Source organism: Litoreibacter sp. GN1-5 (genome assembly GCF_055693805.1).
In genome coordinates this window covers 3,557,459-3,584,373 of record NZ_JBVFUP010000001.1, presented here as the reverse complement: position 1 = coordinate 3,584,373, position 26,915 = coordinate 3,557,459, and the positions used below count along the sequence as shown (strand labels likewise).

The window sequence follows — 26,915 nt, the reverse complement described above, 5'->3', positions numbered from 1 at the left end:
CATCATCAAGGTCTATATCGAAGATGAATTATGATGTAGCGTGGATCGCATGACATTTAACACTCAACTTGCAAGCACATTGCGGAATTGCCAGGGGTCGCTTTCGTCAATATCTTCCGAAAAATGCTGCCAACGATCCTGAAGCGGTGTCCAGTCCGTATAATGCGCCTCGACCGGACCAAGATAGGGGCGTTGCACTTCTAAACATCTTGCATGGTCCATCTCATCTGTTTCAACGATCCCGGCTTGCGGATTTTCCAGCGCCCAGACCATGCCGGCCAGCACAGCCGATGTGACCTGCAAGCCGGTGGCATTCTGATACGGGGCCAGCGCGCGGGTTTCCTCACTCGACAGGCGTGAGCCAAACCACAAGGCGTTCTTTGCATGCCCATAGAGCAGCACGCCCAGCTCATCTATGCCCTCGACAATCTCTTCCACATCCAGAATTTCATGAATTTTCTGCTGACATCCTGATCCGAACATCTCATGCAATGACAGCACAGCATCATCGCAGGGATGATAGGCATAATGACAGGTCGGGCGATAGTCAGGCGCACCGGGATCACCAACGGTGTAGTAGTCCGAGATAGACACTGCTTCGTTATGCGTTACCAAAAACCCAAACTGAGGCCCCGGCGTCGGGCACCAGCTATGCACCCGCGTAATTGCGCCCGGTCGATCAAGCCAGATGGCAGACTGACACCCCACATCATAGCGATGCGCATTCTCGGGAAACCACGTCTCATGGGTGCCCCATCCCAGCTCTGCCGGTTGGAACCCTTCGGCGATAAACCCTTCTACGGACCATGTGTTCACAAACACGTTTCGCGGTCGCGGCTGCCTACGCGCCTGCGTATCCCGCTCGGCAATATGTACACCTTTTACACCAAGGGTCTGCATCAATCGCGCCCAGCCATCCCGCGTTGCGGGCGGCGTCGCATCGGCGCCACTATCTTTCGCGAGTGTCAGTAAACCCTCCTTAACGAACCAACTGACCATCCCCGGATTGGCCCCGCAGCACGATACGGCTGTCGTCCCACCGGGATTGCTCGCCTTCTCGTCACGGACAGCCTGACGCAACGCATAATTCGTCCGCTCCGCATTGCTTTGCGTCTCGAAGTAGAACCCTTCCCATGGCTCAACCACCGTATCGATATAGAGCACTTCCATTTCGCGGCAGAATTTCATCAGGTCCAGCGAAGATGTATCTACACTCAGATTGACCACAAACCCTTTGCCTGGTTCCAGTAACCCGCCCAGAACCTCACGGTAATTCTCGCGCGTCAATGCCGTGTCAACAAAGTTCAGCCGGTGCTGTCTAAGGAAATTATGCGATGACTGATCTGGCTCGATCACAGTAAAGCGGTCTGCATCATATTCAAAATGCCGCTCAATCAGCGGCCAAGTCCCGCGCCCGATAGACCCAAATCCGATCATCACAATCGGCCCATCGATCTGCCCATAAATCGGGTAAGACTGTGCCATATATTTCCCTCTCAGAAGCGTTCGGCCCTTAATACCTTGGCGTCCGTCACATTGACCACCCCGATATGGCGCTCCAGTACTGATAAAACAGCCTCCAGCAACTCGTCCAGTCGCTCTGGTCGGATCATACATATGACGCAAGACATGCCATCTGCCCGCCCGACCATACCTTGCCGCGACCACTGCCCCGAGCGGCCCGATCCCCCCTTGACCGGCAGCACCGAGAACCCCGTGACCCCGGCCTTGATCAGCAGGTCGGTTAAGCGCTTCTCCATTACGGCCTCGATCATGATTTCAACTCGCTTCGCGTCATGCATCTCCATGGCTTATCCTCCCAAAGCCTGTGCGGCAGCCAGATAGACCGGGATGCCCACCGTCAGATTAAACGGGAATGTAATGCCTAAAGACAGTGTCAGATAGACCGCCGGATTGGCCTCGGGCAGCGCCACCCGCATCGCCGCCGGCACCGCGATATAAGAGGCAGAGGCAGACAGGACTGCGATCAGCGCAACACCACCCACTGAAAGCCCCAACACCATTCCCGCAACGATGCCAAAGCTTGCACCAATCAAAGGCATCACCAGCCCGAACACCACAACAGGCATGGACACAACACCGCGCGCATTGCGCAAACCACGTCCGGCGACCAGACCCATATCCAGCAGAAACAGGCACAAAACCCCCTTGAAGGGCGCCGTAATAAAAGCGTCGATTTCTACCTTGCCCGAAGGCCCCGTCACCCAACCGATAATAAAAGAGCCGACCAGCAAGACGATAGATCCATTCAGAAGTATTTCGCGCAACAACTCGCTGCTCATAGCGCCTTTTCCTGAAGACCGTGACACCAACCACAGTGCCGAAACAATCGCAGGGGCCTCCATCGCAGCGGCGACGGCGACCATATACCCCTCATAGCCAATTCCCTGCGCATCCAGAACCGAGCTTGCCGCGACAAAGGTTACAATCGAAATTGATCCGTAATGCGCAGCCACTGCCGCCGCATCAAGTGCGCTTAGCTTGGTAATGGCGCGCAGCAGAAGATACGCCACGAAGGGCAGCAGCGCCGATAAGACAACTGCCGCCAGCATAGACCATAAGAGCTGCGCATCGACCCCGTGATCAGCCACGCTAACCCCACCCTTGAAGCCAATCGCAAACAACAGATAAAGCGACATGCCCTTGGCCACAGCTTCAGGGAAATTCAGATCAGATCGCGCCAGAGCGGCGACCAATCCGAGGGCAAAACACAAAATGATGGGCGATAGCAGGTTTGACGCTGCCAATTCCAGAACCGATCCCATTGCGCCCCCTGCCCTATTCGTTACTGTGGCGGTAGATATCAATTCCTGACCGAATTACAAGGAAATGACGATGACTGATCTAACTGGAAAAACTGCTATCATTACTGGCGCCAGTCGGGGTATCGGGGCCGCCACAGCCCGCCATTTTGCAAATCTTGGGGCGAATGTTGTCCTTGCGGCACGCAGTACTCACGAGATTGACCGGATCGCGGAAGAAATCGGCGGCACTGCGCTCGCAATCCATTGCGACGTTGCGATTTATCCGCAGGTCAAAACACTGGTTGAAACCACGAAAACACAATTTGGCAGCGTCGATATTCTGATCAACAATGCAGGTCTGATCAATCCTATCGCCCGGATCACTGACAGCGACCCGGCGGCGTGGGGGCAGGTCGTCGATGTGAACCTGAAGGGTGTCTACCATGCCTACCGCGCCGCATTACCTGTGATGCAGGCTCAGGGGTCCGGTACCATTATCAACATCTCGTCAGGTGCCGCCACGGGCGCGCTTGAAGGGTGGAGCCATTATTGCGCCACGAAGGCAGCTGTCTTGTCCCTCACCAAATGCGGCCACAAGGAAATGGCCGCGCACGGAATTCGTATAATGGGTTTAAGCCCCGGCACAGTGGCAACCGAGATGCAGGTTCACATCAAATCTTCCGGCATCAACCCGGTCAGCCAATTGGACCCATCGGCCCACATCCCCGCCGAGTGGGTGGCACAAGGGCTCTCTTATCTCTGCGGGCCGGGCGGTGACGCGTGGCTTGGACAGGATTTCAGCCTCAAAACCAACGAAGGCCGTACCGCAGTTGGATTGCCGCTGATCGACGCCTGAAAGTAACCCGCGGGCGGTCGTTATCTTTCATTAATCAAGGCGTCCAAGCATCAGCGCGACAGTTTCTTCAAATCGGGTCATGTCTTTTTCTGCCCGCGCTGCAAGTTGCGCACCTTCCAGAGCTGCCAGCCAAGTTGCAGCCTCTTGACGGGGGTGACCTATAGATTTGACGGACCCGTCGGCTTTGCCTTCCGTAAATACTTTTTCGAGCCAGTTTAAACTGATGTCACGATAACGCTTCAACTCGCTTAAAACGCGCGGCTCCAGACTTTCCCTACTGATTGAAAAGGACACGCAAAGGCACAGGCCTTCGCCATCAAACAAGCCCTTACGGTAGCGATCTATATGTGTACGAAGTCGTTTGGCTGCGCTCACCGCCTTAGCATCAAGAGCCATCAAATCGGCTTCAAGCATTTCATTATAGCGCTCCATAAGAGACGTCGCGAGGTTGGCCTTGGTCGGGAAGTGATAGTGGATCGATGCGGTACGCACGCCGACCTCTGACGACAGGTCTGCATAGCTGAAGCCGTCATACCCTCGGGACCGCACCGCTTTTTCTGCGCTATCAAGAAGCGCCATTTTTGTATCTGTACCCATAGGCCTAACCCATTCAAAACCCGTTACATGTCGATCCTGTTTTTGGGGACCATGCAAATTTTCTTGTGTAGCGCTTTGGTATATTGCGCCATATTCGGCGACGCAACCGCACCCAGTCCTGACATCATGTAACGAAAAGGGACGCACCGTCTGGCCCGCCCCTTTATGACAGAGTTAAGCTACCCCGCCACGCTAGGTCGCGCCGCTACTTTCTGGCGCCAGACAGAGAGGTTTGCCAGATCAGAAGGAACGTCAACCTTGGCAAAATCCGCAAAAGCCAGACCAGCAAATGCCGTAATATCGGCCATCGAAAATTCTTCACCTGCAAGATAATCATTCTCTGCTAGTACACCGTCGAGATAGCGCATTGTTTCTGTTGCAACACTTTTACGTTTCGCGCCCCATTCGGCGTTCTGGTAAGTCTCAAGATCAGGGCCAAGGCCCGGTGTTGCATGGTGGAAGTAATCACCAACCGCATTCAGAAGACCGTTCTCAGCACGCAGATTCATCATATGCACCTTCGCGCGAGATTTTGGATCACGCCCCCCTGTCAGGGAAGGACCCTCAAAAGTCGCATCGATATATTCGGTAATCGCTGTACATTGCGAAATCGTCGTACCGCAATCAAGCTCCAGACAAGGTACAGTCGCATCCGGGTTTTTCGCTTTGAACACTGGCGCGCGGTGTTCTCCGCCCATGACATCTACAGAGATGAAGTCCACCTTGTCGGTAGCCTTTTTTTCAGCAAGCGCGATCCGCACACGCGCAGGATTAGGGAAGCCTTCGACATCATATACCTTCATGGCATAACCTTTCGTCAGAATTAAGATTGAAACTACCTATCAGTCAGTAGTTAACTCTAACAGACATGTTCGCCTTTCAAGTGATCACTCTGTCGTGAACCCCGGTCGGAAAAATTTATCTGTTATTATCGGTGCATCGTAAGCGGTGCATGTGGTCTTCACCCCTGAAACGTCTGGCGTTTGAGGTTATGCAAAAAGGCAGAACAAATATCGCAAACTCCCATCAGGTAATTCCGTAACACCCCCTGTTTTCTCTGATGCATCCCGGCCTATCTTAGTCGCATGTCGATAAAGCAGCTTCAGCGTGATCTTCATGCGTGTACCTTATGCGAAGACCGCTTCGCCCGAACCGCAACCAAACATCGGCCAAACCCTGTGGTCTGGTTTGACACAGGTGCGCGCATCCTGATTGCAGGGCAGGCACCGGGGATGAGGGTTCATAACAGCGGTAGACCTTTCACTGACCCATCCGGGGACCGCCTGCGGGATTGGATGGGCGTAGACGATAGCACGTTCTATGATCGCTCAAAAGTTGCCATCATTCCAATGGCGTTCTGTTTTCCAGGCTACAACGCTAATGGCACTGACCTACCCCCGCCGCCGATCTGCGCGCAGACATGGCATGGTCGGATATTGGAGACGTTCCAAAAATTTCAGCTAAAGCTATTGGTAGGCGGATATGCCCAAAAATATCACCTTGGTGCGGCCGCAAAAGATGGTGTCACAGCAACAGTATCCAGATGGCGCGACCATGCGCCTGACATCTTTCCCTTGCCGCATCCGTCCTGGCGCAATACCGCATGGCTGAAACGTAATCCATGGTTCGAGGAAGACCTGTTGCCCGTGCTTAAATCCACTGTCCAGAAAGCCCTGCGCGAATGACACACACCGCATTGGACAAAGCCCATATTGCAATGGACGCAGCCCCCGAGGATGACAGCAGTCGGCTGCGCTTCTACGAGCGGCTCGCCGATAGTGAACTGTTCTTGCTGCTTGAGGCCGCCCCCGAAGGTGACAACATCACGCCTCTGACCTTTCCGGTGGACGACATTGAAGTCGCACTCGCCTTTGATCGGGAGGATCGGCTGGCTGAATTTGTTGGCAAGCCCGCACCATATGCAGCACTTTCGGGCCGGGTTATGGCTGGAATGCTGGCGGGATCAGGGCTTGGGTTGGGCGTAAACCTTGGACTGGCGCCATCGTCCATTCTGATCCCGAATGACGCTGTAAAATGGCTCCACCAGACGCTTGGACATCGCCCCGATACGCTGGACGCAAACCTGCAAGAGCTGTTGCCCCCGGCAAACCTTCCCGAAACCCTGATCACCGCGCTGGACACAAAGCTGGCAACCGCCACCGGGCTTGCCCAATTCGCCTATCTGTGCACCGTCAGATATTCCAGCGGTGGTAGCGGGCATATGCTGGCCTTTGTGAGCGCTGCAAACGGGGCAGAGCCCGCGCTGGCCAATGCTGTCAACGAAGCCCTGATCTTCAGCGGTATCGAAGCGGGGGCATTGGATGTGGCTTTCTTCGAGGCGTCGAATCCGATGGCCGCAAAACTGGCCAAGGTAGGTCTGCGGTTTGATCTGCCGCAGCCGGAACAGCACCAACCTGCGACAATACCCGGCAGCAACCCGGACAAGCCGCCGATCCTGCGTTAGTACCCGGCCTTGCGGTCAACGACATGCAGAAAAGGCAGGCCCGCCTGCCCGCGCCTGATATTGTCCGCAATGACCTGTGATGCGCTGCCTACCCGCGTCTCGGACGCGATATGGGGAGTGACGGTCACACGCGGATGCGCCCAATAAGGGTGATCCGGCGGCAAAGGTTCTTCCCGGAACACATCCAGCGTGGCATGGGCAATCCCCCCATCGTTCAAGGCATCAAGAAGCGCTTCATCCTCGATCAACGCCCCGCGTCCCGGATTAAGAATAACCGCAGCTTGCGGCAACAGCGCAAGCATCTCGCGGTTCAATATATTTTCTGTCTCAGCCGTCAACGGCAATAACAAGACCAGAATATCCGCAATGCACAAGGCGGCTTTCAGGCCGCCTTCCCCAGAATAGCACATCACGCCGTCAATTGACTTTTGCGATCTGCTCCAGCCGTGAACCTGAAACTTCACTCTGGCAAGGGATTGCGCGCAAGCCGCCCCTAGCTCACCCAATCCAAGCACGACAACCCGCCGATCTTTCGCCAAAGGCGGTGCGGTCCCTGCCCGCCATATGCCGTCCTGTCCATGGATATGGGTATCCATCCCCAGATGATGGCGCAGCACGTGGCCTGTGACCCATTCGACCATGCCATCGGTCAGTGATGGGTCCACCATCCGGCACAAAGGCACGGACAGGGTTGGGTTGCCCACGACGTTCTCTACCCCCGCCCAAAGGTTGAGAACAGCTTTGAGACCTGTAAACGGGGTAAAATCGCTTAGCGGGCCATTCGGTGCATAAACGATGTAATCGATACTGGCCGGGGTGTCCGTCTTGACCATTAACCTGACATCCAGACCCGCCCGCACAAACGCGTCACTCAGTGGTGCTTCATACTGTGCCCAGCGATCGCTACCGGCTGCAAACAAGACGTTGATCATGCCCTATTTCGGACGGTGAACATGGGCGCTTTGAACAAGCCCGAACGCCAGCAGCAGAACCAGCATCGCCGAGCCGCCATAGCTGACCAGCGGCAGCGGCACACCGACAACCGGGGCAAGCCCCATCACCATGGACATGTTCACCGCGAAGAACAGAAAGAATGTCAACCCGATCCCAAGGATCAATAGCGACGAGAACCTATCCTTATTGCTGATCGCTGATACGATGCAGAAAAACAGAACCAGCACATACAAGGCCAAAAGGGAGATACCGCCGATAAAACCGAATTCTTCGGCCAGCGTGGTAAAGATAAAATCCGTGTGTTTTTCGGGCAGAAAGTTCAACCGGGATTGGGTGCCTTGCATATAGCCCCGCCCTGTCCAGCCGCCAGACCCAAGCGCAATTTTGGATTGGGTGATGTGGTAGCCTGATCCTAGCGGGTCACTGGCCGGATCCAGAAACGTATCGATCCGGCGGTACTGGTAGTCTTTGAGCAACTGCCATTCCGTCCCGCGCGACTTGATCACCGCCGTGACCAAAGCAGCCCCAGCCCCAATCACACCTGCAAAGTAAAACCAACTGACGCCCGCCAGAAACATCAAGCCGCCCCCGGCAAAGAGCAATAACAGCGCAGTCCCTAGGTCAGGTTGTTTGAGCGTCAGAAACACAGGCACCGCGATGATGATCAGCGGGACCAGCACCCAGAACGGGTGCGACACTTTTTTGATGTCCAACCAGTCATAATAGGCTGCCAGAAACATGATCAGAGTAATTTTCATCAGCTCGGATGGTTGCAGGCGCATGAACCCCAGATCGATCCAGCGCTGGGCACCCATACCCGTTGACCCGAAAAACTCTACTGCTACCAGCAGCAGAACGCTGACCCCATACGCCAGCGCGGCCATGTTGCGTAAAAACCAAATCGGCACAAAGGCAACCGAGAACATCAGCACCATGCCCAGCGCAAAGCGCTTCATCTGCGGCTCGGCCCAAGGCGACATCGACCCGCCAGCGACAGAATACAGCATCAGAAAACCAACGCTTGCGATGGCCATCAGCAATAGGATGATGGCCCAGTTCAGATGCAGGATTTTCGCAAAACCCGATGGAACCGATTTGACGGAATACTCAAGATAGCTCACGCCTGTGAGCCCTCCGTCTCATCGCCGTCCAGATTGCGCAGCTCCAGATTTTCGAGGGCGGCCTCGATCCGGCCACGTTGTGATTTGGGATAGGATGACAGAGGCGGTACACCATCGTGCAATGCCGCAAGCATGATATCGCGTGCAATCGGAGCCGCTGCTTTCGAACCACCACCGCCATGCTCCACAACGACCGAGATCGCATAGCGCGGCGCATCATAGGGTGCAAATCCGACGAACAGTGCATGGTCGCGGCGTTCCCATGGCAGGTCTTCGTTGCGAAACACCCCGCGCGCGCGTTCGGCTTTGGTGATGTTGCGTACCTGACTGGTGCCCGTCTTGCCCGCCATACGCAGACTTTTCTCGGCAATGCGCGACGAATAGCCCGTCCCGCGTTCTTCATTGCTGACAGCAAACATGCCATCGGTCATGTATCTGACAGAGCTCGATCGCAGGCCAAGCGGCTCACCCGCGCCCGATGGCATCACATTGCCATCGATTGCATGAACAAGGCGGGGTTTGATCGCCCTGTTGGTCGCAATCCGCGCAGTCATCAAGGCCAGTTGCAACGGGGAGGCCAACACAAATCCCTGGCCGATCGCCGCGTTGAGACTGTCCCCGATCACCCACTCAGCCCCTCGGCTTTCGCGCTTCCAGGCCTTTGTGGGCGTCAGGCCCGCCGATACCGCAGACATCGGGACATCATGACGTTCCCCCAGTCCAAGGCGGCGCGCCATGGCAGAAATTTTCTCTATCCCGACCTTTTGGGCCAGATCATAATAATAAACGTCGCAGGATTGTTTGAGGCTATTGCGCATATTCATGTGCCCATGCCCACCGTTTTTCCAGCAGTGAAAGCGCCTGTTGCCGACTTCTGCATACCCACCACACCATGCGGTTTCTTCGGGCCCGATCAGACCGTCTTCCAAACCGGCCAAGGCGACCACCATCTTGAATGTCGAGCCCGGTGGGTAGGTGCCCTGAACGGCTTTATTGGCAAGCGGGCGGTAGATATTTTCGGTCAGAGCAGAATAATCCTTGACGGAAATACCCCGGACAAATTTGTTCGGGTCAAACGCAGGGGCCGAGCCGATGGACATCAGATCACCCGTTTTGACATCAATGACCACCGCAGCCGCACTTTCGCCAGCCAGCCGCGCCTGAACGAAGTTCTGCAGCTTTGTGTCAATGGTCAGTTGAACACCAATACCCTTTTGGCTTTCGTCACGGCCCAGTTCCCGCATCACACGTCCGCGTGCGTTCACTTCAACGCGCTTAGTACCCGCTTTGCCACGCAGATCATGTTCCAGCTTGGTTTCGACCCCTGTTTTTCCGATCTGGAACTTGGGGATTTGCAGCAGCGGGTCTTTATCCTCGATCCGGCTGAGGTCGTAATCACTGACCGGCCCGACATATCCAACGATATGTGCAAAATCGCCACCACGCGGATAATACCGGCTAAGGCCAACTTCCGGCGTAATGCCCGGAAGAACAGGCGCATTCACCGCAACACGGCTCAGATCTTCCCAACTGAGCCGGTCCTTGATCGTAACCGGCACAAGACGTGATCGTTTGGACAGTTCCTCATGCACGCGTTTCAAATCTTCTTCTGTCATCGAGATCAAACGGCTGAGATCACGCAGCACTTTTTCTGGGTCATCAACCTCATCACGCACCATAACAACACGGTAATTCTGCTCGTTCCCGGCAATCAAATACCCGTTGCGGTCAAATATCTGACCCCGCGCAGGCGGCAGAAGGCGGATATTGATGCGGTTTTCCTCGGCCAGCAGGCGAAACTGATCCGCCTGATCCACTTGCAGATGACGCATCCGAAGCGCAAGGATACCGCCAAAGCCCAGCATACCCCCGCCAAGAACAAGCCCCCTGCGGCTGATGATGCGGGCACTGGCCTCTGTATCTTTGGGGGATCGTCTCATGCTTTTGATCGTACCATATCTAAATCACCCGGATGGGTATGGCGCACACCCAACACGAAATGTGATACCACAATCACAACAGGATATGCCAATGCCGTTGTCAAAATATGCAACACCAATGTCAGAAGCGTAGGCTGTTCAAGCAGGAACGCAAAATGTGCCAACGCATTTACAAATACCATGACTGCAAACGTGCCGCATGCCAGCAGAATTTCAACCGGTATTTCTATATCCGTTGGCCCTGTTGATTTCCGCCGCAGGTACTCATAGCCGAAGATGGTAATCGCCGACCAAAGGCCCGGCGGGCGCAGAAACAGAATATCCGCCAGAAAATGTAGCAATACGATTATGAACAGAGGTGCAAAAGTCGGTTTGCGCATGATCCAGACCGCTGTAAACGCGAACAGAAAATCCGGGCCGGGGATTGGCGAAGGTTCGGTGCGCAAAGGTAAAAGCTGCAAGAAGATGACAATGCAACAAACCAGCACGAACATCCCACGATAAAGCCAAAGATGAACAGTCGCTGGATCAACCATCCCCCGGCTCCGCATTCTCAGGAGCGATAGACACAGAATCGTCATCAACCGAAATCAAACTACCTGTCGAGGTGATCCCCGGCGCTTCGGGGTTTCGCAAAACCCGTAGAAATTCCAGACGCCCGTAATCCGCAGCAAGCTTTACCCGCAAACGCCCTTCGGGGCCTTGGGCAATCTGGCCAACCAGAATATCTGCCGGGAATACTTTGCCATCACCAGACGTCACCACGCGGTCCCCCGGCCTGACATCTTCGATGTTTTCGACAATATCCACCGGAGGCGCCAAAGTATTGTCACCTACAAGCAACGCTTTTTGCCCCGAAGGCTGTATGGTCACAGGTATACGGCTGTTTGAATCCGTCAGAAGAATAACCCGGCTGGTCTTTTCACCCACCCCAGAGATCTCGTCCCACTAGCCCCAGCCCGTCCATCGTGGCCCACCCATCCATGATACCGTCACGCGCCCCGACATTCAGCAAAACCGAGCGCCGAAAAGGCGAGCCATTATCCGTCAGAACAACCCCTGTCACATACGTCAGGCGCGCATTCAGCCGTACCTTGTTCAAATCCAGCAGGCGGGCATTTTCCTGCTCTAGTTGAAGGGCCGCCTCGCGCCAGGCTTTCAACTGTTGCAGTTCACGTCTAAGCTCTTGGTTTTGCTCGTAAATACGACTATATGATTGAAAGTCTTCAACCATTCTGGACACTTTGGTCACTGGCATCAGAGCCCAGTCAAAACTTGGTACAATCTTGTCGACCATCGCTGTGCGAAACCGCTCAACCCGGGGGTTGTCGATCCGCCAGATACCAAAGATCGCAAGCAGCACAACGACCAGAACGCCCACCAGAATACGTCTGAGGGGACGCCCGTACTCATCTTGTCCATATCTGTCTCGTGCCATGGTCCAAGCCCCGCCTTAGCAGGCATAAGGATGCGTTAATTCCGGCTATGACGCCAGATCAGCTGTCATAGTCTATCACATGGCGTAGCTGTTTTTCATATTCCAGTGCCTTGCCCGTGCCCAAAGCCACACAATTCAGGCTTTCGTCAGCCACAGAAATCGCCAAACCCGTCTGTTCACGCAGGGCCAGATCAAGATCACCCAACAGCGCACCGCCCCCCGTCAGCATCACACCGCGATCCACGATATCGGCAGCCAGATCAGGCGGAGTGGCTTCAAGGGCAATCATGACCGCCTCACAAATTGCCTGCACAGGTTCCGCCAAGGCTTCGGCCACTTGCGCCTGACTGATCTCGGTCTCTTTCGGCACGCCGTTCAAAAGGTCGCGTCCGCGAATTTGCAAACAGGCCCCACGGCCATCGTCAGGCATCCGCGCGGTTCCGATCGAGGTCTTGATCCGTTCCGCCGTAGCCTCGCCCACCAGAATATTCAAATGCCGCCGCAGGTATGAAATAAGCGCCTCGTCCATGCGGTCGCCACCAACCCGAACCGAACGTGCATACACAATGTCGCCCAGTGACAACACAGCTACCTCGGTCGTTCCGCCACCAATATCCACAACCATGTTACCAGTTGGGTCCGTAATCGGCATCCCGGCCCCAATCGCAGCCGCGATAGGTTCTGCAATCAGGCCCGCCTTGCGTGCCCCCGCCCCAAGCACTGATTGGCGAATGGCCCGTTTCTCAACAGGGGTTGCGCCGTGGGGGACACAGACAATGATCTTGGGCTTGGTGAAGGTCGAACGTTTGTGCACCTTGCGGATAAAGTGCTTGATCATCTCTTCCGCCACATCGAAATCGGCAATCACGCCTTCGCGCATGGGCCGGATCGCCTCAATGCTGCCGGGGGTACGGCCAAGCATAAGCTTCGCGTCTTCACCGACAGCCAAAACTTCCTTACGGCCATTCTTCGAATGATAAGCAACCACGGACGGCTCATTCAGGATGACGCCACGCCCTTTGACATAGACAAGCGTGTTCGCCGTGCCGAGGTCAATCGCCATGTCCGAAGAAAATAACCCACCGAAGCCTGCCATGCCTTGGCCTTCCGTTTCCAATATAGCTGTGTTCGCACCATCGCGCCGCAAACGGTTATAAAACGGGTGGCCAGTAGATAGAAGCCCTTGTTTTAGAGTGAATGGCGATATGTTGCCACTTATACTTTTGCAACTTTATTAATCTGAATATCGGAAAAAATCATTATAAATTATAAAATTACGATTTTTATTCCATTCTGCCGATTGCAATTCCTTAAGTGGCAATCGCCGGCCTGATAAAAACGCAACGTCAAGCCGGACATCGCAGCCCTGCCCCATGCCCAGCATGTGCTCATCGATCCAGCATATCAAACGCCAGGTATGTTTGATTTCCCATCCTTACATTGCCATAGACACGAAAAACGATGCTGGCTTTGAGTCCAAAGCGGGCAAAGTTTCGCTTAATTTACTTTGTGCTATCGAGCCTCGTCGATTTGCGGCAAAGGTAGAGGAGGATCAAAGCGATGGATGCAGGAACGATCTGAATTAGGCCTGGTTTAACTGCTACAGTAACAGCGGCAACAACACCGGCGACGGCGACGAAACCCAAGAAGCAGCTCGCAACATTGTTCTGCCACTTCGCATCCTTGATAAGCAAGGACCAAACAAGCCCAACTGCCAAAAACGCATTATAAATCCCTTGATTAGCGGCCATATGCACTGTCTGCTCGAAGAGCTCAGGGGGGAATGTGTCAAAAACTTTCGGTCCTCTGGATGTCCACGCAAACATTTCGAACCAAGCAATGTAGAAATGTAGCAGAGCGATAAGTGCGATGAGAGCTAAAGCGATTTTTTTCATTTGGTTTCTCTAAAAAAGAATGACCTTACTCACAGTCACGACTATTGCCCGCTCGATCAAGGACTTTAACTTATCATGTTACCTCGATGGTAGTTTTGTCTCGTCAGCCACCATGAACCCAAGCTTGCTGGTCCTTTCCTTTGGTCAAAACGGCCCATCTGCCCCCTACGGAAAACTCAGGATCGTCGTTCGAGCAAAGCAAAGGCAGTCCACCCAGCGCCGCACCTTACATTGGCACGGCGCTAGCTGACATCTCAGGAGACATCCTTATAGGACACCTCTGCCACATCAGGCCCGGATTTGGCGCGGCGCAGGATCAGACGGTTGAGCGCATGGACATAAGCCTTCACAGAGGCCACGACGGTATCCACATCCGCCGACTGGCCGGTTGCGATCTTACCGTCTTCTTCCAGCCGCACAGTAACGGTGGCCTGCGCATCTGTGCCTTTTGTCACGGCATGCACCTGATAAAGCTGCAGCCGCGCCTCATGCGCGAACAGAGCCTTAACCGCGTTGAACGCAGCGTCCACTGGGCCGTCGCCTGTGGCGGTGGTGGAATGTGGCTCGCCATCAATTTCCAGCGTCATCTCGGCAGATTTGACCTGATCCATGCCGCAACTTACCTTCAAAGCGGTTAGCTTGATGTGATCCTCGCCCGCATCCCCTGTTTGCATCAGCGCGATCAGGTCTTCGTCATAGACCTCTTTCTTCTGATCGGCCAAAGCCTTGAAGCGCACAAAGACATCCTTCAGCTGGTTATCTCCCAGTTCATACCCAAGATCCTTCAACTTGGATCGCAACGCAGCCCGGCCCGAATGTTTACCCATCACAAGGTTCGTCTCGGTCAGCCCCACATCCTCGGGGCGCATGATCTCGAAGGTTTCCGCGTTCTTGAGCATACCATCCTGATGGATACCGCTTTCATGGGCGAAGGCATTCTTGCCAACAATGGCCTTGTTGAACTGCACCGGAAACCCCGAGACAGAGGCTACACGGCGCGAGATATTCATCAGCTTGGTCGTATCAATGCCGGTCCGGTAAGGCATGATGTCATTGCGCACTTTCAGGGCCATCACGACCTCTTCCAGTGCAGTGTTGCCGGCCCGCTCGCCCAGACCATTGATCGTGCATTCGATCTGACGCGCGCCCGCTTCAACTGCCGCCAGCGAGTTCGCGGTCGCCATGCCAAGATCGTTATGGCAGTGCGTTGCAAATATGATTTGATCCGCGCCAGGGACTTTTTCTAGCAGCATCGCAATCAGGGCTGCACTTTCACGCGGGGCGGTATAGCCAACCGTATCGGGGATGTTGATCGTGGTCGCCCCCGCTTTGATTGCGATTTCAACCACACGGCACAGGTAATCTTCTTCGGTACGCGTGGCATCCATTGGCGACCACTGCACGTTGTCACAGAGGTTACGCGCATGGGTAACTGTGTCATGGATACGGTCTGCCATTTCATCCTTGTTCAGATCAGGAATGGCCCGGTGCAACGGGGACGTCCCGATAAAGGTGTGAATACGCGGGCGCTGTGCATGTTTGACGGCCTCCCAGCAGCGGTCGATATCCTTGAAATTCGCCCGTGCCAGCCCGCAGATCACAGCGTTTTGCGCTTGTTCTGAAATCGCTTTGACCGCCTCGAAATCACCGTCCGACGCAATGGGAAACCCGGCCTCGATGATATCCACGCCCATCTCGTCAAGCAGGGCTGCGATTTCCAGTTTTTCTGCATGGCTCATCGTGGCGCCGGGGGATTGTTCCCCGTCGCGCAGTGTTGTGTCAAAAATCACCACATGATCTTGTTTTGTCATGGTCTCAGCTCTCAAATACGTGGTTTGGGTGCGGCGGTCGCTGGATCGCCGGTATTGGGCAGGCCTGCAGGCTCAATCAGAAGCACCTTGGCCTCGGTCGCAGCGCGCGGGCGGTGTGTGACGCCTTTGGGAATGACGCAAAGCTCCCCGGGTCCAAGGGTGACGCTATCACCGCTCTCTTGATCCAGCGTGACCTCGCCATCGATCACAAGGAAGAAATCATCACTGTCATCATGTTTGTGAAATGGAAATTCACCCTGGAATTTCACCACCATAATATCGTTGCCATTATAGTCAGCCACCACATGGGGATCCCAATGGGACGAAAACTGACACAGCTTGTCTTTCAGATTGACCTTTTGCATGGCCCTGTCTCCTGTAGGTTTGTTGGAGGTTCGGCGCTCAGACCCAACTGAGCGGTCGCGCCGACAGGCACCGCTCAGCTTAGGCTAAGAAGTAGTGCTTGTAGGCCAAGGCCCCGGATATGTGTCCGTGTGCTCATGGAATTTATAATACGCGACAGCGATAAAAATGAAAGTGCGAATTTGACCTTTCGCCGCAGACGTTTAGGTCACACTGCTATGGCACGAATACTTCTTATTGGCATATCAGGCGGTATCGGATCCGCATTGGCGCGAGCATGGCACAACCGCGGGGACGAGGTCGTGGGGTTGTCACGCTCTGCCGATGGGTTGGACATCACAGATGAGGCTTCTATTGAACGGGTCTTCGGCAGGCTATCGGGCGAATTCGACGTGGTTTTTGTCGCAACGGGGGCGTTGGTTGTGGACGGTCATGCACCTGAAAAAACTATCCGGGCAGTATCGGCAAAGGCTTTCGCGGCGCAGTTCGCGGTCAATGCCATCGGCCCCACGTTGATCCTGAAACATGCGGCGCCATTCCTGCCAAAGAACCGCCGGGCAGTATTTGCGGCTTTGTCAGCACGGGTGGGGTCCATTGGCGACAACCAAATCGGCGGATGGCATTCCTACCGGGCCGCAAAAGCTGCATTGAATCAACTGATTCACGGGGCCGCGATCGAGCTGTCCCGAACGCATAAACAGGCCATCTGCGTCTGTCTGCACCCCGGAACCGTTGCCACGAACTTCACTGCGGATTACGCAGCACGACACAAGACGGTTTCGCCCGAAACAGCGGCTGCGAACCTGATCAGCGTGATTGATCGCTTGGATGTTGCACAGACGGGCGGTTTTTTCGACTATTCAGGCGCGCAGGTGCCGTGGTGAGCCGTCTTATTCTTGTCTTGGGGGATCAGTTATCTGATCGCCTGTCCGCCTTGCAAAAGGCTGATGAAAGCAAGGACGTGGTTGTTATGGCTGAGGTGGCGGATGAGGCATCTTACGTGCCACATCACCCCAAAAAGATCGCCTTTATCTTTGCCGCAATGCGCAAATTCGCAGCCCAACTGCGCGACGATGGCTGGAAGGTTGCCTATACGACACTTGATGACCCAGACAATTCCGGCTCGATTACCGGTGAATTGCTGCGCCGCGCCGAAGAATTCGCAGCAAAAGGCGTAATCGCCACAGAGCCCGGCGAATGGCGTCTGATCGAAGCCCTGCAAGAGATGCCTTTGAAGCTGCACATGATCAAGGATACGCGGTTCATCGCCTCTCACGCCGAGTTCGAGGCTTGGGCCGAAGGACGTAAAGAGCTGCGGATGGAGTGGTTCTACCGCGACATGCGCCGCAAGACCGGGCTGCTGATGGACGGTGACAAGCCTGTTGGAGGTAAATGGAACTTCGATCATGAAAACCGTAAACCAGCATCTGAAGAGATCACATTTTCCGGCCCGATGCAGTTCCCTGCAGATGATGTGGTCGAAGAGGTTCTAACCCTTGTGGATGCGAAATTTCGTAGAAATTTCGGCACGCTCCGCCCGTTCTGGTTTGCAACAGATAAGGATCAGGCGCAGCAGCAGCTTGATCACTGGATCCGCGAAGGCCTGCCAAAATTTGGCGATTATCAGGATGCCATGCTCAATGAGAACCGGTTTCTCTACCACTCCATCCTTAGCTTTTATATCAATGCGGGGCTTTTGGACCCGCTGGAGGTCTGCCAGCAGGTCGAACAAGCCTACCGTGACGGCCATGCCCCGATCAATGCCGTCGAGGGCTTTATCCGCCAGATCATCGGCTGGCGGGAATATATGCGTGGCATCTATTTTCTGGAAGGACCGGATTACACAGCGCGCAATGCGCTGGAACATACACGCGACCTACCGGCACTGTATTGGGGCGGCGCAACCAAGATGAACTGTATGGCCAAAGCCGTAGCGCAGACAGAAGCCGAGGCCTACGCCCATCACATACAGCGGCTTATGGTGACAGGCAATTTCGCCCTGCTTGCCGGCGTCGACCCAAACCATGTGCATGAATGGTATTTGGCGGTTTATGCAGATGCCTATGAATGGGTCGAGGCCCCGAATGTAATCGGGATGAGCCAATGGGCCGATGGCGGGATCGTCGGCTCTAAGCCCTATGTCAGCTCAGGGGCTTATATTGATCGGATGTCGGATTACTGCAAAACCTGCGCCTATAAGGTGAAAGACAAAACCGGCCCCGATGCCTGCCCGTTCAACCTGCTTTATTGGCATTTCCTGATACGCCACCGGGCACGGTTCGAAACCAACCCACGCATGGGCAATATGTACCGCACATGGGACAGGATGGATGGGACACGGCGCGAAACCGTCCTGAAAGACGCAGAAAAATTCCTAGATCGAATGGAGTGTGGAGAAGCTATCTAAACCTCAGTTTGTTAAGTCCCCCAACACATTTTGAGCGCCAGTAGAAGCAAACCACGCTACATCAGAAAATAAAATCAAACCTTAATACTTTATTCGCGGCTCACACGCATTTTCTGCAAAATCTTTTTTGACAGCTTTCAGTTCTTCTTTTGTTTGGGTCAACTCTTCATCAGAAAATGTTTTAATGATCTTTTCGAATTGCTCATTATATGCCCCAACACCTGTACTGAGTTCATCACTTAGATAATGCCAGGCCAACCCTCTTGCGCGATTGCTTTGAAACCCTTCACCTCCATTGATATAAAGCAAGGCAAGTTGCTCCATTGCGCCAAGGTTTGAACCATAAGAAGCTTTTAAGTACCAGCTTTCTGCGGCTTTCAAATCTATATCCGCTTTTAGCCCATCAGTTACGAAACTACGACCTCTGCCATATAATGATCCGAGCTCCGATGCCGCAGACGCTGAGCAACCTTCCGCGGCCTTCAGGTACAAATCCAATGCCGTATTTAAACGCTCATCAACGGGAATACCGAAATCATAACTTTCATAAATATAGCCGGTCCAATACTGAGCTTCTGCATTTCCCTGTTGAGCGGCTTTATTATACCAGTCGTAAGACTGTTGTATGTCTACGGGCGCATTATATCCGTTCAAATAGCGACTGCCCAATTCGACTTGCGCCAATATATCGCCCTTATCTGCCAGCTTTGTAACCTTCTCAATAGGCCGAGCCGTTTCTTTTGCTGTTTCCGTTCTGATTTCACCCCATTCTTTTAGGATCTCTTCTAACAGTAACTCGTCATCTACGATGTCTTCTAAAATATCTTCTGATTTTACGCCGTTATCATTCGCATAAGCATTCTGCGCGCCGCATATAGCCAAAACGGCCAGAACATATAGTTTCGCTTTTTTACTGATTTTAATTCTATTCAATTTTCACAACCAATTTTAATGTACAAAATATATCCTACCAGCAATGCGCTGATAAGTTAAAAAATACGTTATGGCATTGTGCTGAAAATTTGAAGCTGCCAAATCCCTTGACAGCCCGCGCAAACTAACCGCCCAATGGACCTGCGATGTTTAGTTTGTCGATCCGCCATCCGGGATCGCCGGCTCATTATCAGAACCAGCATTTCCGCTTGGCGCGGGATCAGAGCCTCCAGCAAGATTTCTCAGCAATCGCCCGTCTTCCCAGGTTCCTTTTGCCACTGTGCCGTTTGCATAGCGCATTTCGCCTTCGCCCGAGCGTTTGCCGTTCTGGAATTCCCCTTCATAAACGTCGCCAGTGGCATAGGTCGCGACACCCTTCCCCTCGACCTGACCACGCGCCCATTCGCCTGTGTAGCTGAACCCGTCCTTCATTGTCAGAGTGCCAGTCCCGTGGCGTTGCCCATCCTTGAAGCCGCCCTCATAAACAGTGCCGTTCGCATAGGTGGCCTTACCATCACCATCGCGTTGACCAGCCTTCCACATCCCTTCATAGACGTAGCCATCTGGGTAGGTCATCTTGCCTTTCCCGTCATTCTGAGCGTTCTTGAAACTGCCCTCATAGACCAGACCGTTGGCGTATTTTGCAATACCTTCGCCTTCGATCACACCTTTAACCCAGTTGCCCTCATAGGTTGCACCGTCGGCATAGGTGATCTTACCGGTCCCATCTGCCAGATCGTTGCGGAGCTGCCCCACATAGACCGAGCCATCGGGATAAGTTACGTTGCCCTGTCCTTCGATCCGGCCATCCACCCAGCTGCCTTTATAGGCAAAACCATCTTTTCCGGTGAACTCCCCCTGACCGCTGCGTTTGTCGTCTTTGAAATCGCCGATATACACATCGCCATTGGCATATGTGACCTTGCCTTTGCCGTCACGTGCGCCTGCAACCAAAGTGCCTTCGTAAATGTCACCATTTGCCTGAATCAGCTTGCCTTCACCCTCGATCTGGCCCGCTTTCCATTGACCGTTATAGATCAGACCATCTGTCATGGTCAGTGTGCCGTCGCCATCGCGCTTGCCATCCGCCAGATTGCCTTCGTAAACAGCGCCATCTGGGTAGGTGATCTTGCCGCGCCCGGCCATGACCCCGTTTTGCCATTTGCCCTCATAACGATAGCCGTTGGGGTTCACCATGACACCGGTGCCATGGTGCTGCATATTCTGGAATTCCCCTTCATAGCGCACGCCATTGGCATAAGTCACAATGCCGCGGCCGCTGATCTTGCCGTCTTTCCAATCGCCTTCATAGGTGCCGCCATCGGCAAAGATGATCTTGCCAAACCCTTCGGGCTTGCCAGCCACAAACTGCCCCTCATACAGAGACCCGTTCGGGAATCGCGCGGTCCCCTGACCGCGGATTTCGCCATCGACCCAAGCGCCGGAATATTCGTAGCCATTGGGAAGGGTGAACGTACCCTGGCCGTGGCGCTGACCTTCCTTGAATTCGCCAGTATAAACCCCGCCATCATCATATTGCTTGGTGCTTGTTTCCTGTGCAAAGCCCGGTGAGCCTACCCACCCGGCGGCTGCAACACTTAAGACAAACCCTCTGACAAATTGGCGCACGACACTCCCCCAGCTTTGGTATTCGCAGGCAAAACCCTACGTGACCTCGAAACCGCTGACAAGCATATCGCGCAATCAGCTTTTCCTTGCGCCAAGGTCTGCTAGAAGATGCAACAGATTTGAAGGGTTTAAGACATGAGTGACACATTCAAACTGACGCTGGCACAGCTAAACCCGACGCTGGGCGATTTCGCAGGCAACGCTGCCAAGGCCCGTGCCGCATGGGATCAGGCAAAAGCGGCGGATGCTGACATGTTGGCCCTGCCAGAGATGTTTATCACCGGCTATCAGGCGCAGGATCTGGTGCTCAAACCCGCTTTTACCAAACACGCCATGGCCATCGTCGACCAACTTGCCGCAGATTGCACCGATGGGCCCACGATAGGTGTGGGCCATCCGCTGTTGACGGACGGCATGCTTTATAACGCCTACTCGGTCCTGCAAGGCGGTAAGGTCAAAACCCGCGTCCTTAAGCACTTCCTACCCAATGATGGTGTGTTCGATGAAAAGCGCCTGTATGCTGAAGGCCCGGTCGCAGGGCCATATAGCATTGATCCGCTACGCATTGGCACACCGATCTGCGAAGATGCCTGGTATTCGGATGTGACCGAAACCCTGAGCGAGACCGGCGCAGAGATTCTGCTGGTCCCCAATGGCTCCCCCTATTTTCGGGACAAACATGATGTGCGCATGGCGCATATGGTGGCACGCGTGGTCGAGACCGATCTGCCACTTGTTTACCTCAACATGGTCGGCGGGCAGGATGATCAAATGTTTGACGGCGGTTCTTTCGTGCTGAACCCCGGCGGCGCATTGGCGGTACAATTGCCCAAGTTTGACGAAGTGATCACCCATGTCATCTTCACCCGGACCCCCGATGGCTGGCGCGCGGAGCAGGGGGAGCGTACCCCCCACCCCAACATATGGGAGCAGGATTACCGCGTCATGGTCGAAAGCCTGCGTGACTACCTTCGCAAAACCGGTTTTGCGAAAGTCCTGCTGGGCCTGTCCGGTGGTATCGACAGCGCTATTGTCGCCACCATCGCGGCTGACGCCTTGGGGCCCGAAAACGTACGCTGCGTGATGTTACCGTCTGAGTATACCTCGGCCCATTCGCTAGAGGATGCTACCGAAGTCGCGCATAATCTAGGTTGCAAACTTGACACCGTACCGATCTCTGGCCCCCGCGCCGCAGTGACCGAAGCACTTTCACCGCTGTTTCAGGGGACGACCGAAGGCATCGCCGAGGAAAACATACAGTCCCGCCTGCGGGGCCTTCTGCTGATGGCCTTGTCCAACAAATTCGGCGAGATGCTTCTGACCACTGGCAACAAATCCGAGGTCGCGGTGGGATATGCAACGATCTATGGCGATATGGCGGGTGGGTATAACCCGATCAAAGACCTTTACAAAATGCGGGTGTTCGAGACCTGCCGGTGGCGCAACACCCATCACCGCGACTGGATGATGGGTCCGAAAGGCGCAGTTATCCCGCAGCGGATCATCAACAAACCACCCTCGGCTGAACTGCGCGCGGATCAAAAGGACGAGGACAGCCTACCCCCTTACGAGGTGCTGGACGATATTCTGGAACGGCTGGTCGACAAGGATCAATCGATCGCCGATTGCGTCGCTGCGGGCCATGATCCTGCGACCGTCAAAAAGATCGAACACCTGATCTACATTTCGGAGTACAAACGCTTCCAATCCGCGCCCGGTGCCCGTTTGACCAACCGCGCTTTCTGGCTGGATCGCCGCTATCCAATTGCAAACCGCTGGCGTGATCCCTCTGGTGAATAATCAGGGCTGCGGTCTGTAAAACAAACCCGCAGCCCACGCGCATTTGATTTGAAAACGTTCGCAGGTTCCTAGAACAAGAATCATGGATTCTAAAAAGGTGGATATGAAATGACACACCTCTTGCCTCTTTGCCTTACCGTCAGTGGGTTTCTGACGCTGGCCACCACCGCATCCGCCTGCGGCCCCGATACGAATTGCGATATTGGCGACCGTCATTACCGCATCGCCATGCCAGAGGCCCATGACGGGGCAAGCCCTGTCGGTGCGGTTGTTTTTGCCCATGGCTATCGCGGCTCGGCGGCAGGGATCATGCGCAACAAGAACCTGCGGCGCGTCGTATCTGATATGGGTCTGGCCCTGATCGCAGTTAAATCAGCGGATGAGGATTGGGTGATCCCGAACGCGCCGCGCCATATGAACAGCGACGGGTCAGAGGAGTTCACCTATTTCGATGCAGTCATCGAAGATGCGGCCAAAAAGTTTGGCATTGATACAAAGCGCCTAATGGCGACGGGCTTTTCGGCGGGCGGCATGATGGTTTGGAACCTCGCCTGTTCACGCAGCGAAAGCTTTGCTGCTTTCGCGCCGATCTCGGGCACGTTCTGGCTGAAACCACCAAAGACATGTAATAAGCCTGTTGCCAATATCCTTCATATTCATGGGGACAATGATCCTACCGTACCGCTGGAAGGACGGCCCATTCTGAACACACATCAAGGCGATGTGGGTGATGCAATGGATATGTATGGCCGTTTCGGCAATTTCAAACGCGACGTCCCTGTCAAACTTGGCGAACTTCGCTGTCAGGGACGGGGAAATGCCCAAAACGACCTGCTTGCCGCCTGTATTTTTGAGGGCGGTCACTCTTTCCGAAGTGAATATGTCAAAATGGCTTGGGACTATTTCGTAAAGGCGGGGCGGCTGTAACCCCGCCCCAAAACCTCAGAGCATCATCTGATAGCTCATCGGGACATATTCAAACCCGTCATCTCTGGCAGCAACATACCCTATGGCCGGGAATGGCATGTGGTAGCCAACCATTGGCACTTTATCCGCCGCCAGCATCCCCAGAACCTTACGACGCGAGGCAGCAGCGGCAGCTTTGTCCATATCGAACCTCACTTCCCAATCCGGCTTGGCCAGCGACCAAACCGGGTGGTTGGCCAGATCCGCAATCAACATCAACTGCTTGCCACCGCTTTCAATCATGTAGCCCATATGGCCGGGCGTATGACCAAACGCGGCCATTGCGGTTACACCAGACGCGACCGCGCCGCCATCATCAAGGAAACTGAACTTCTCAACCAACGGCGCGACCTTGCCCTTGTAGCCATCATTATCGGCAGCAGACCAATGGTTGTTCTCGGCAGAGCCGGTCACATAGGCCGCGTTGGTAAAGGTCTCACCCGCATCACCCATCAACCCGCCGATATGATCGCCATGCATATGGGTGATCACAACCTTATCAACCTGATCCGGTGTATAGCCTGCTGCTGACAAAGCGCCGGTGATACCTTCCGGGTTCAACCCTGTGTCAAACAGGATCAATTCTGAGCCGGTATTGACCAATGTGGGTGTAAAGAAGAATTGCACCTTGTCCGTTGGCAGAAACGCCTCTTCTGACACGGCGGCAAATTCCTCGGCTGACACGTTCATGCCAAAAATTCCCTGCGGCTCATCGCGCGCAGCGGTGCCAGCCAGAAGCGTTGTCACCTCGAAATCCCCAAGCTGAATGCGACGGTGCTTGGCAATATCAGCGCCCTTCATCTCGGCTTCTGCCTGAGACGGCCCTGCAAAAGCGGCAGCAAGTGGCAGGCTTGCGCCAACACTAAGTGCTGCGCGACGTGAAAGTTTTGGTGCATTTGACATGGAAATTCCTCCTGTTCGGTTCAACCTATCCTTGGCATATAGCGTATAGTCGCGTTGCGCCCATCAACTGCACGTGAACAACCCGCAGATATGGACAATCACGCCGCACTATGGTTCACGGACAGCGATCAAAGGATGACCCCATGACGACAACACGTTTCGCCCCGTCCCCCACTGGCTACCTGCACGTTGGCAATCTGCGCACAGCACTGTTCAACTTCCTGATTGCACGCCAATCCGGCGGGCAGTTCATCCTGCGCCTGGATGATACGGATCCAGAACGCTCCAAACCTGAATATACCGATGCGATTCAGCGCGATTTGGAATGGCTGGGTCTAGACTGGGACCGGATCGAAACGCAGAGCTCTCGGCTGGACCGCTATATGGCCGCCGCTGACGATCTTCGTAATAAAGAGCGGTTCTACGAGGCGTTTGAGACTCTGACCGAGCTGGACCTGAAGCGCAAGAAACAGCTTAACATGGGCAAACCACCTGTTTATGACCGCGCTGCTTTGGATTTGTCAGAAGTTGAAAAAGACGCTCTGCGCGTGGACCGCTCAGGCCATTGGCGGTTCAAGCTGGATCACGAACGCATCGAATGGCATGATGGCATCCTCGGCGATATCTCTATCGATGCCGCCTCGGTCAGTGATCCGGTGCTGATCCGCGGTGACGGGCAGGTGCTGTATACGCTGGCCTCTGTCGTGGACGACACCGAGATGGGGATCACCCATGTGGTGCGCGGCTCGGACCATGTCACCAACACGGCGACACAAATCCAGATCATCGAGGCACTTGGCGGCACAGTACCGACTTTTGCGCATCATTCGCTACTGACCGGCCCGCAGGGCGAGGCCTTGTCAAAACGCCTTGGCACACTGGCCCTCAAAGATCTGCGCGAGCGCGGCGTTGAGCCGCTGGCTTTGCTGTCCCACATGGCGCGCCTCGGGTCATCTGACCCGGTCGAGCTGCGCAGTTCCATGCAAGAGCTGATAGATGGGTTCGATCTGTCGAGATCCGGCTCTGCGCCCACAAAATTTGACGAAGAAGACCTATTCCCGCTGACTGCAAAATACCTACACGCGCAACCCGTGCAGGCTGTCAAAGGCGATCTTGACGCGCTGAATATCCCCGCAGATAAGCAGGATGCTTTCTGGACCGTCGCCCGCGAAAACATCACCACGCGCCATGACATCGCTGCATGGTGGCGCTTGTGCCAAGACGGTGCGGACCCGGTGATTGACGCAGAGGACACAGATTTCGTGGCCACGGCCCTGACCCTTCTGCCAGCACAGCCGTTCGACGATCAAAGCTGGTCCACATGGACAGCGGCGGTCAAAGAAAAAACCGGCCGCAAGGGACGCGCGCTGTTCATGCCACTTCGAAAGGCGCTGACCGGCATGGATCACGGCCCCGACATGAGCACGCTCATGCCACTGTTGCAGGTGATCAAAACCAAGCCCTGATCTGCACGTTTTAGGCGATGCTCAGGGCGATCTGTCAGCTCACACAGATTACGATCCGGCCATCCATGCCTTAAACAGCTTCTGCGCAGCGGGGCTGTCCCATTCAACAGCGCCCTGAGCCCGGCCAATTTCTTGGCCGTCAGGGTTGATCAGAACTGTCACCGGCAGGCTCAAAGCGCTGAAATCGCGAGCCATCGCCATTTTCGGATCAAAGAGCTTTGGCAAGGCGATCAGCTTTTCTGCCTCAAAAAATTTGTCCACTGCTGGCAAAGCGTTGCGGCCCGTTGCTATGGTAACAACCTCAAAAGCCCCGCCCCCCAAAGCCGTATCCAGACGGTCAAGGGCGGGCATTTCTTCGCGGCAGGGCGCGCACCAGAGGGCCCAGAAATTCAGCAAAACGTATTTACCGCGGTAATCTGCAAGCGTCAGCTTTGTACCGCCCACATCAGTAAAGGCAGTTCCGGGAACGGGTTTGGGCGTGCTGTGGAACTGAATTTTCCCCAGATCTCCCTGCGCCAAGGCCGCCAATGCGCCAGTATCCGCCGCAGCAGTGTTTGCACCAAGCGCAAGGCCCGCGTATAGGACCAGAAACCGAAAAAATCGCATA

25 protein-coding genes and 1 pseudogene are annotated in these 26,915 nt (G+C 54.7%); 8 read left to right on the top strand and 18 right to left on the bottom strand.

Annotated elements, in window-relative coordinates:
• Nucleotides 1–63 precede the first annotated feature (63 nt).
• From ACZ1HF_RS18000 to ACZ1HF_RS17990, 3 genes are read right to left on the bottom strand one after another with little or no spacing between them, the layout of a single operon-like run.
• On the bottom strand, nt 64–1,485 hold the full coding sequence (locus ACZ1HF_RS18000; protein WP_472658806.1) for a homospermidine synthase: 1,422 nt from the start codon (nt 1,483–1,485) through the stop codon (nt 64–66).
• 11 nt (nt 1,486–1,496) lie between these two features.
• Nucleotides 1,497–1,808, bottom strand: coding sequence for a P-II family nitrogen regulator (locus tag ACZ1HF_RS17995; protein WP_472658805.1), 312 nt, complete (start codon nt 1,806–1,808; stop codon nt 1,497–1,499).
• 3 nt (nt 1,809–1,811) lie between these two features.
• Nucleotides 1,812–2,786, bottom strand: a complete 975-nt coding sequence (locus tag ACZ1HF_RS17990; protein ID WP_472658804.1) for a sodium-dependent bicarbonate transport family permease — start codon at nt 2,784–2,786, stop codon at nt 1,812–1,814.
• A gap of 70 nt (nt 2,787–2,856) precedes the next feature.
• On the opposite strand from ACZ1HF_RS17990, the gene ACZ1HF_RS17985 reads away from it, so the two are divergent.
• Complete coding sequence (locus tag ACZ1HF_RS17985) at nt 2,857–3,621, top strand: SDR family oxidoreductase (protein WP_472658803.1); 765 nt, start codon at nt 2,857–2,859, stop codon at nt 3,619–3,621.
• A gap of 30 nt (nt 3,622–3,651) precedes the next feature.
• Here ACZ1HF_RS17985 and ACZ1HF_RS17980 read toward each other — a convergent pair whose 3' ends face one another.
• Nucleotides 3,652–4,218 carry a TetR/AcrR family transcriptional regulator gene (locus ACZ1HF_RS17980; protein WP_472658802.1) on the bottom strand — a complete coding sequence of 189 codons (567 nt, stop codon included), beginning with the start codon at nt 4,216–4,218 and terminating at the stop codon, nt 3,652–3,654.
• A 179-nt stretch (nt 4,219–4,397) separates the two neighbouring features.
• Nucleotides 4,398–5,021, bottom strand: a complete 624-nt coding sequence (locus ACZ1HF_RS17975; protein ID WP_472658801.1) for a glutathione S-transferase family protein — start codon at nt 5,019–5,021, stop codon at nt 4,398–4,400.
• A gap of 282 nt (nt 5,022–5,303) precedes the next feature.
• Here ACZ1HF_RS17975 and ACZ1HF_RS17970 point away from each other — a divergent pair, with 282 nt between their 5' ends.
• Complete coding sequence (locus tag ACZ1HF_RS17970; RefSeq protein WP_472658800.1) at nt 5,304–5,903, top strand: uracil-DNA glycosylase family protein; 600 nt, start codon at nt 5,304–5,306, stop codon at nt 5,901–5,903.
• Entirely contained in the window at nt 5,900–6,682 is a 783-nt protein-coding gene (locus tag ACZ1HF_RS17965) for an SseB family protein (protein WP_472658799.1), read from the top strand. Before ACZ1HF_RS17970 ends, ACZ1HF_RS17965 begins: the two co-directional genes overlap by 4 nt.
• Here the strand turns inward: ACZ1HF_RS17965 and ACZ1HF_RS17960 are convergent.
• From ACZ1HF_RS17960 to ACZ1HF_RS17920, 9 genes and pseudogenes are all read right to left on the bottom strand, one after another.
• Nucleotides 6,679–7,614: a 2-hydroxyacid dehydrogenase gene (locus ACZ1HF_RS17960; protein WP_472658798.1), complete on the bottom strand. Its 936-nt coding sequence runs from the start codon at nt 7,612–7,614 to the stop codon at nt 6,679–6,681. The two genes, ACZ1HF_RS17965 and ACZ1HF_RS17960, sit on opposite strands and share 4 nt — an antisense overlap.
• Nucleotides 7,615–7,617: 3 nt before the next feature.
• The gene (rodA, locus tag ACZ1HF_RS17955) at nt 7,618–8,757 is read right to left on the bottom strand and encodes a rod shape-determining protein RodA (protein ID WP_472658797.1); all 1,140 of its coding nucleotides are present in this window, start codon (nt 8,755–8,757) and stop codon (nt 7,618–7,620) included.
• A complete protein-coding gene (gene mrdA, locus ACZ1HF_RS17950) occupies nt 8,754–10,697 on the bottom strand; it encodes a penicillin-binding protein 2 (protein WP_472658796.1) in 1,944 nt (647 codons plus the stop codon). Before mrdA ends, rodA begins: the two co-directional genes overlap by 4 nt.
• Nucleotides 10,694–11,233 (bottom strand): hypothetical protein, encoded by a 540-nt coding sequence (locus tag ACZ1HF_RS17945; RefSeq protein WP_472658795.1) that lies wholly within the window; start codon nt 11,231–11,233, stop codon nt 10,694–10,696. The genes mrdA and ACZ1HF_RS17945 overlap by 4 nt, the downstream gene beginning before the upstream one ends.
• A pseudogene (gene mreC / locus ACZ1HF_RS17940) lies at nt 11,226–12,135 on the bottom strand (rod shape-determining protein MreC). Before mreC ends, ACZ1HF_RS17945 begins: the two are co-directional and overlap by 8 nt.
• Before the next feature lie 58 nt (nt 12,136–12,193).
• Nucleotides 12,194–13,231 carry a rod shape-determining protein gene (locus tag ACZ1HF_RS17935; RefSeq protein WP_472658794.1) on the bottom strand — a complete coding sequence of 346 codons (1,038 nt, stop codon included), beginning with the start codon at nt 13,229–13,231 and terminating at the stop codon, nt 12,194–12,196.
• A gap of 406 nt (nt 13,232–13,637) precedes the next feature.
• Nucleotides 13,638–14,030 carry a DUF1304 domain-containing protein gene (locus tag ACZ1HF_RS17930; protein ID WP_472658793.1) on the bottom strand — a complete coding sequence of 131 codons (393 nt, stop codon included), beginning with the start codon at nt 14,028–14,030 and terminating at the stop codon, nt 13,638–13,640.
• A 254-nt stretch (nt 14,031–14,284) separates the two neighbouring features.
• Nucleotides 14,285–15,841, bottom strand: coding sequence for a 2-isopropylmalate synthase (locus ACZ1HF_RS17925; protein ID WP_472658792.1), 1,557 nt, complete (start codon nt 15,839–15,841; stop codon nt 14,285–14,287).
• An 11-nt stretch (nt 15,842–15,852) separates the two neighbouring features.
• Nucleotides 15,853–16,206, bottom strand: coding sequence for a cupin domain-containing protein (locus tag ACZ1HF_RS17920; protein ID WP_472658791.1), 354 nt, complete (start codon nt 16,204–16,206; stop codon nt 15,853–15,855).
• A gap of 216 nt (nt 16,207–16,422) precedes the next feature.
• Here ACZ1HF_RS17920 and ACZ1HF_RS17915 point away from each other — a divergent pair, with 216 nt between their 5' ends.
• Both ACZ1HF_RS17915 and ACZ1HF_RS17910 read left to right on the top strand, forming a co-directional pair.
• Nucleotides 16,423–17,088 carry an SDR family NAD(P)-dependent oxidoreductase gene (locus ACZ1HF_RS17915; protein WP_472658790.1) on the top strand — a complete coding sequence of 222 codons (666 nt, stop codon included), beginning with the start codon at nt 16,423–16,425 and terminating at the stop codon, nt 17,086–17,088.
• Nucleotides 17,085–18,611, top strand: coding sequence for a cryptochrome/photolyase family protein (locus ACZ1HF_RS17910; protein ID WP_472658789.1), 1,527 nt, complete (start codon nt 17,085–17,087; stop codon nt 18,609–18,611). The genes ACZ1HF_RS17915 and ACZ1HF_RS17910 overlap by 4 nt, the downstream gene beginning before the upstream one ends.
• An 81-nt stretch (nt 18,612–18,692) precedes the next feature.
• Here the strand turns inward: ACZ1HF_RS17910 and ACZ1HF_RS17905 are convergent, their stop codons facing one another.
• Entirely contained in the window at nt 18,693–19,544 is an 852-nt protein-coding gene (locus tag ACZ1HF_RS17905) for a tetratricopeptide repeat protein (protein WP_472658788.1), read from the bottom strand.
• A 150-nt stretch (nt 19,545–19,694) separates the two neighbouring features.
• Nucleotides 19,695–21,173 carry an MORN repeat-containing protein gene (locus tag ACZ1HF_RS17900; RefSeq protein WP_472658787.1) on the bottom strand — a complete coding sequence of 493 codons (1,479 nt, stop codon included), beginning with the start codon at nt 21,171–21,173 and terminating at the stop codon, nt 19,695–19,697.
• Between the two features lie 135 nt (nt 21,174–21,308).
• Between ACZ1HF_RS17900 and ACZ1HF_RS17895 the strand changes: the two genes are divergently transcribed.
• Nucleotides 21,309–22,973: an NAD+ synthase gene (locus ACZ1HF_RS17895; RefSeq protein WP_472658786.1), complete on the top strand. Its 1,665-nt coding sequence runs from the start codon at nt 21,309–21,311 to the stop codon at nt 22,971–22,973.
• Between the two features lie 108 nt (nt 22,974–23,081).
• On the top strand, nt 23,082–23,900 hold the full coding sequence (locus ACZ1HF_RS17890; RefSeq protein ID WP_472658785.1) for a CE1 family esterase: 819 nt from the start codon (nt 23,082–23,084) through the stop codon (nt 23,898–23,900).
• A 15-nt stretch (nt 23,901–23,915) separates the two neighbouring features.
• On the opposite strand, the gene ACZ1HF_RS17885 is transcribed toward ACZ1HF_RS17890, so the two are convergent.
• Nucleotides 23,916–24,842, bottom strand: a complete 927-nt coding sequence (locus tag ACZ1HF_RS17885) for an MBL fold metallo-hydrolase (RefSeq protein WP_472658784.1) — start codon at nt 24,840–24,842, stop codon at nt 23,916–23,918.
• 143 nt (nt 24,843–24,985) lie between these two features.
• Between ACZ1HF_RS17885 and gltX the strand changes: the two genes are divergently transcribed.
• On the top strand, nt 24,986–26,308 hold the full coding sequence (gene gltX / locus ACZ1HF_RS17880) for a glutamate--tRNA ligase (RefSeq protein WP_472658783.1): 1,323 nt from the start codon (nt 24,986–24,988) through the stop codon (nt 26,306–26,308).
• Between the two features lie 48 nt (nt 26,309–26,356).
• On the opposite strand, the gene ACZ1HF_RS17875 is transcribed toward gltX, so the two are convergent.
• Nucleotides 26,357–26,914: a TlpA family protein disulfide reductase gene (locus ACZ1HF_RS17875; protein WP_472658782.1), complete on the bottom strand. Its 558-nt coding sequence runs from the start codon at nt 26,912–26,914 to the stop codon at nt 26,357–26,359.
• Nucleotide 26,915: the final 1 nt, after the last annotated feature.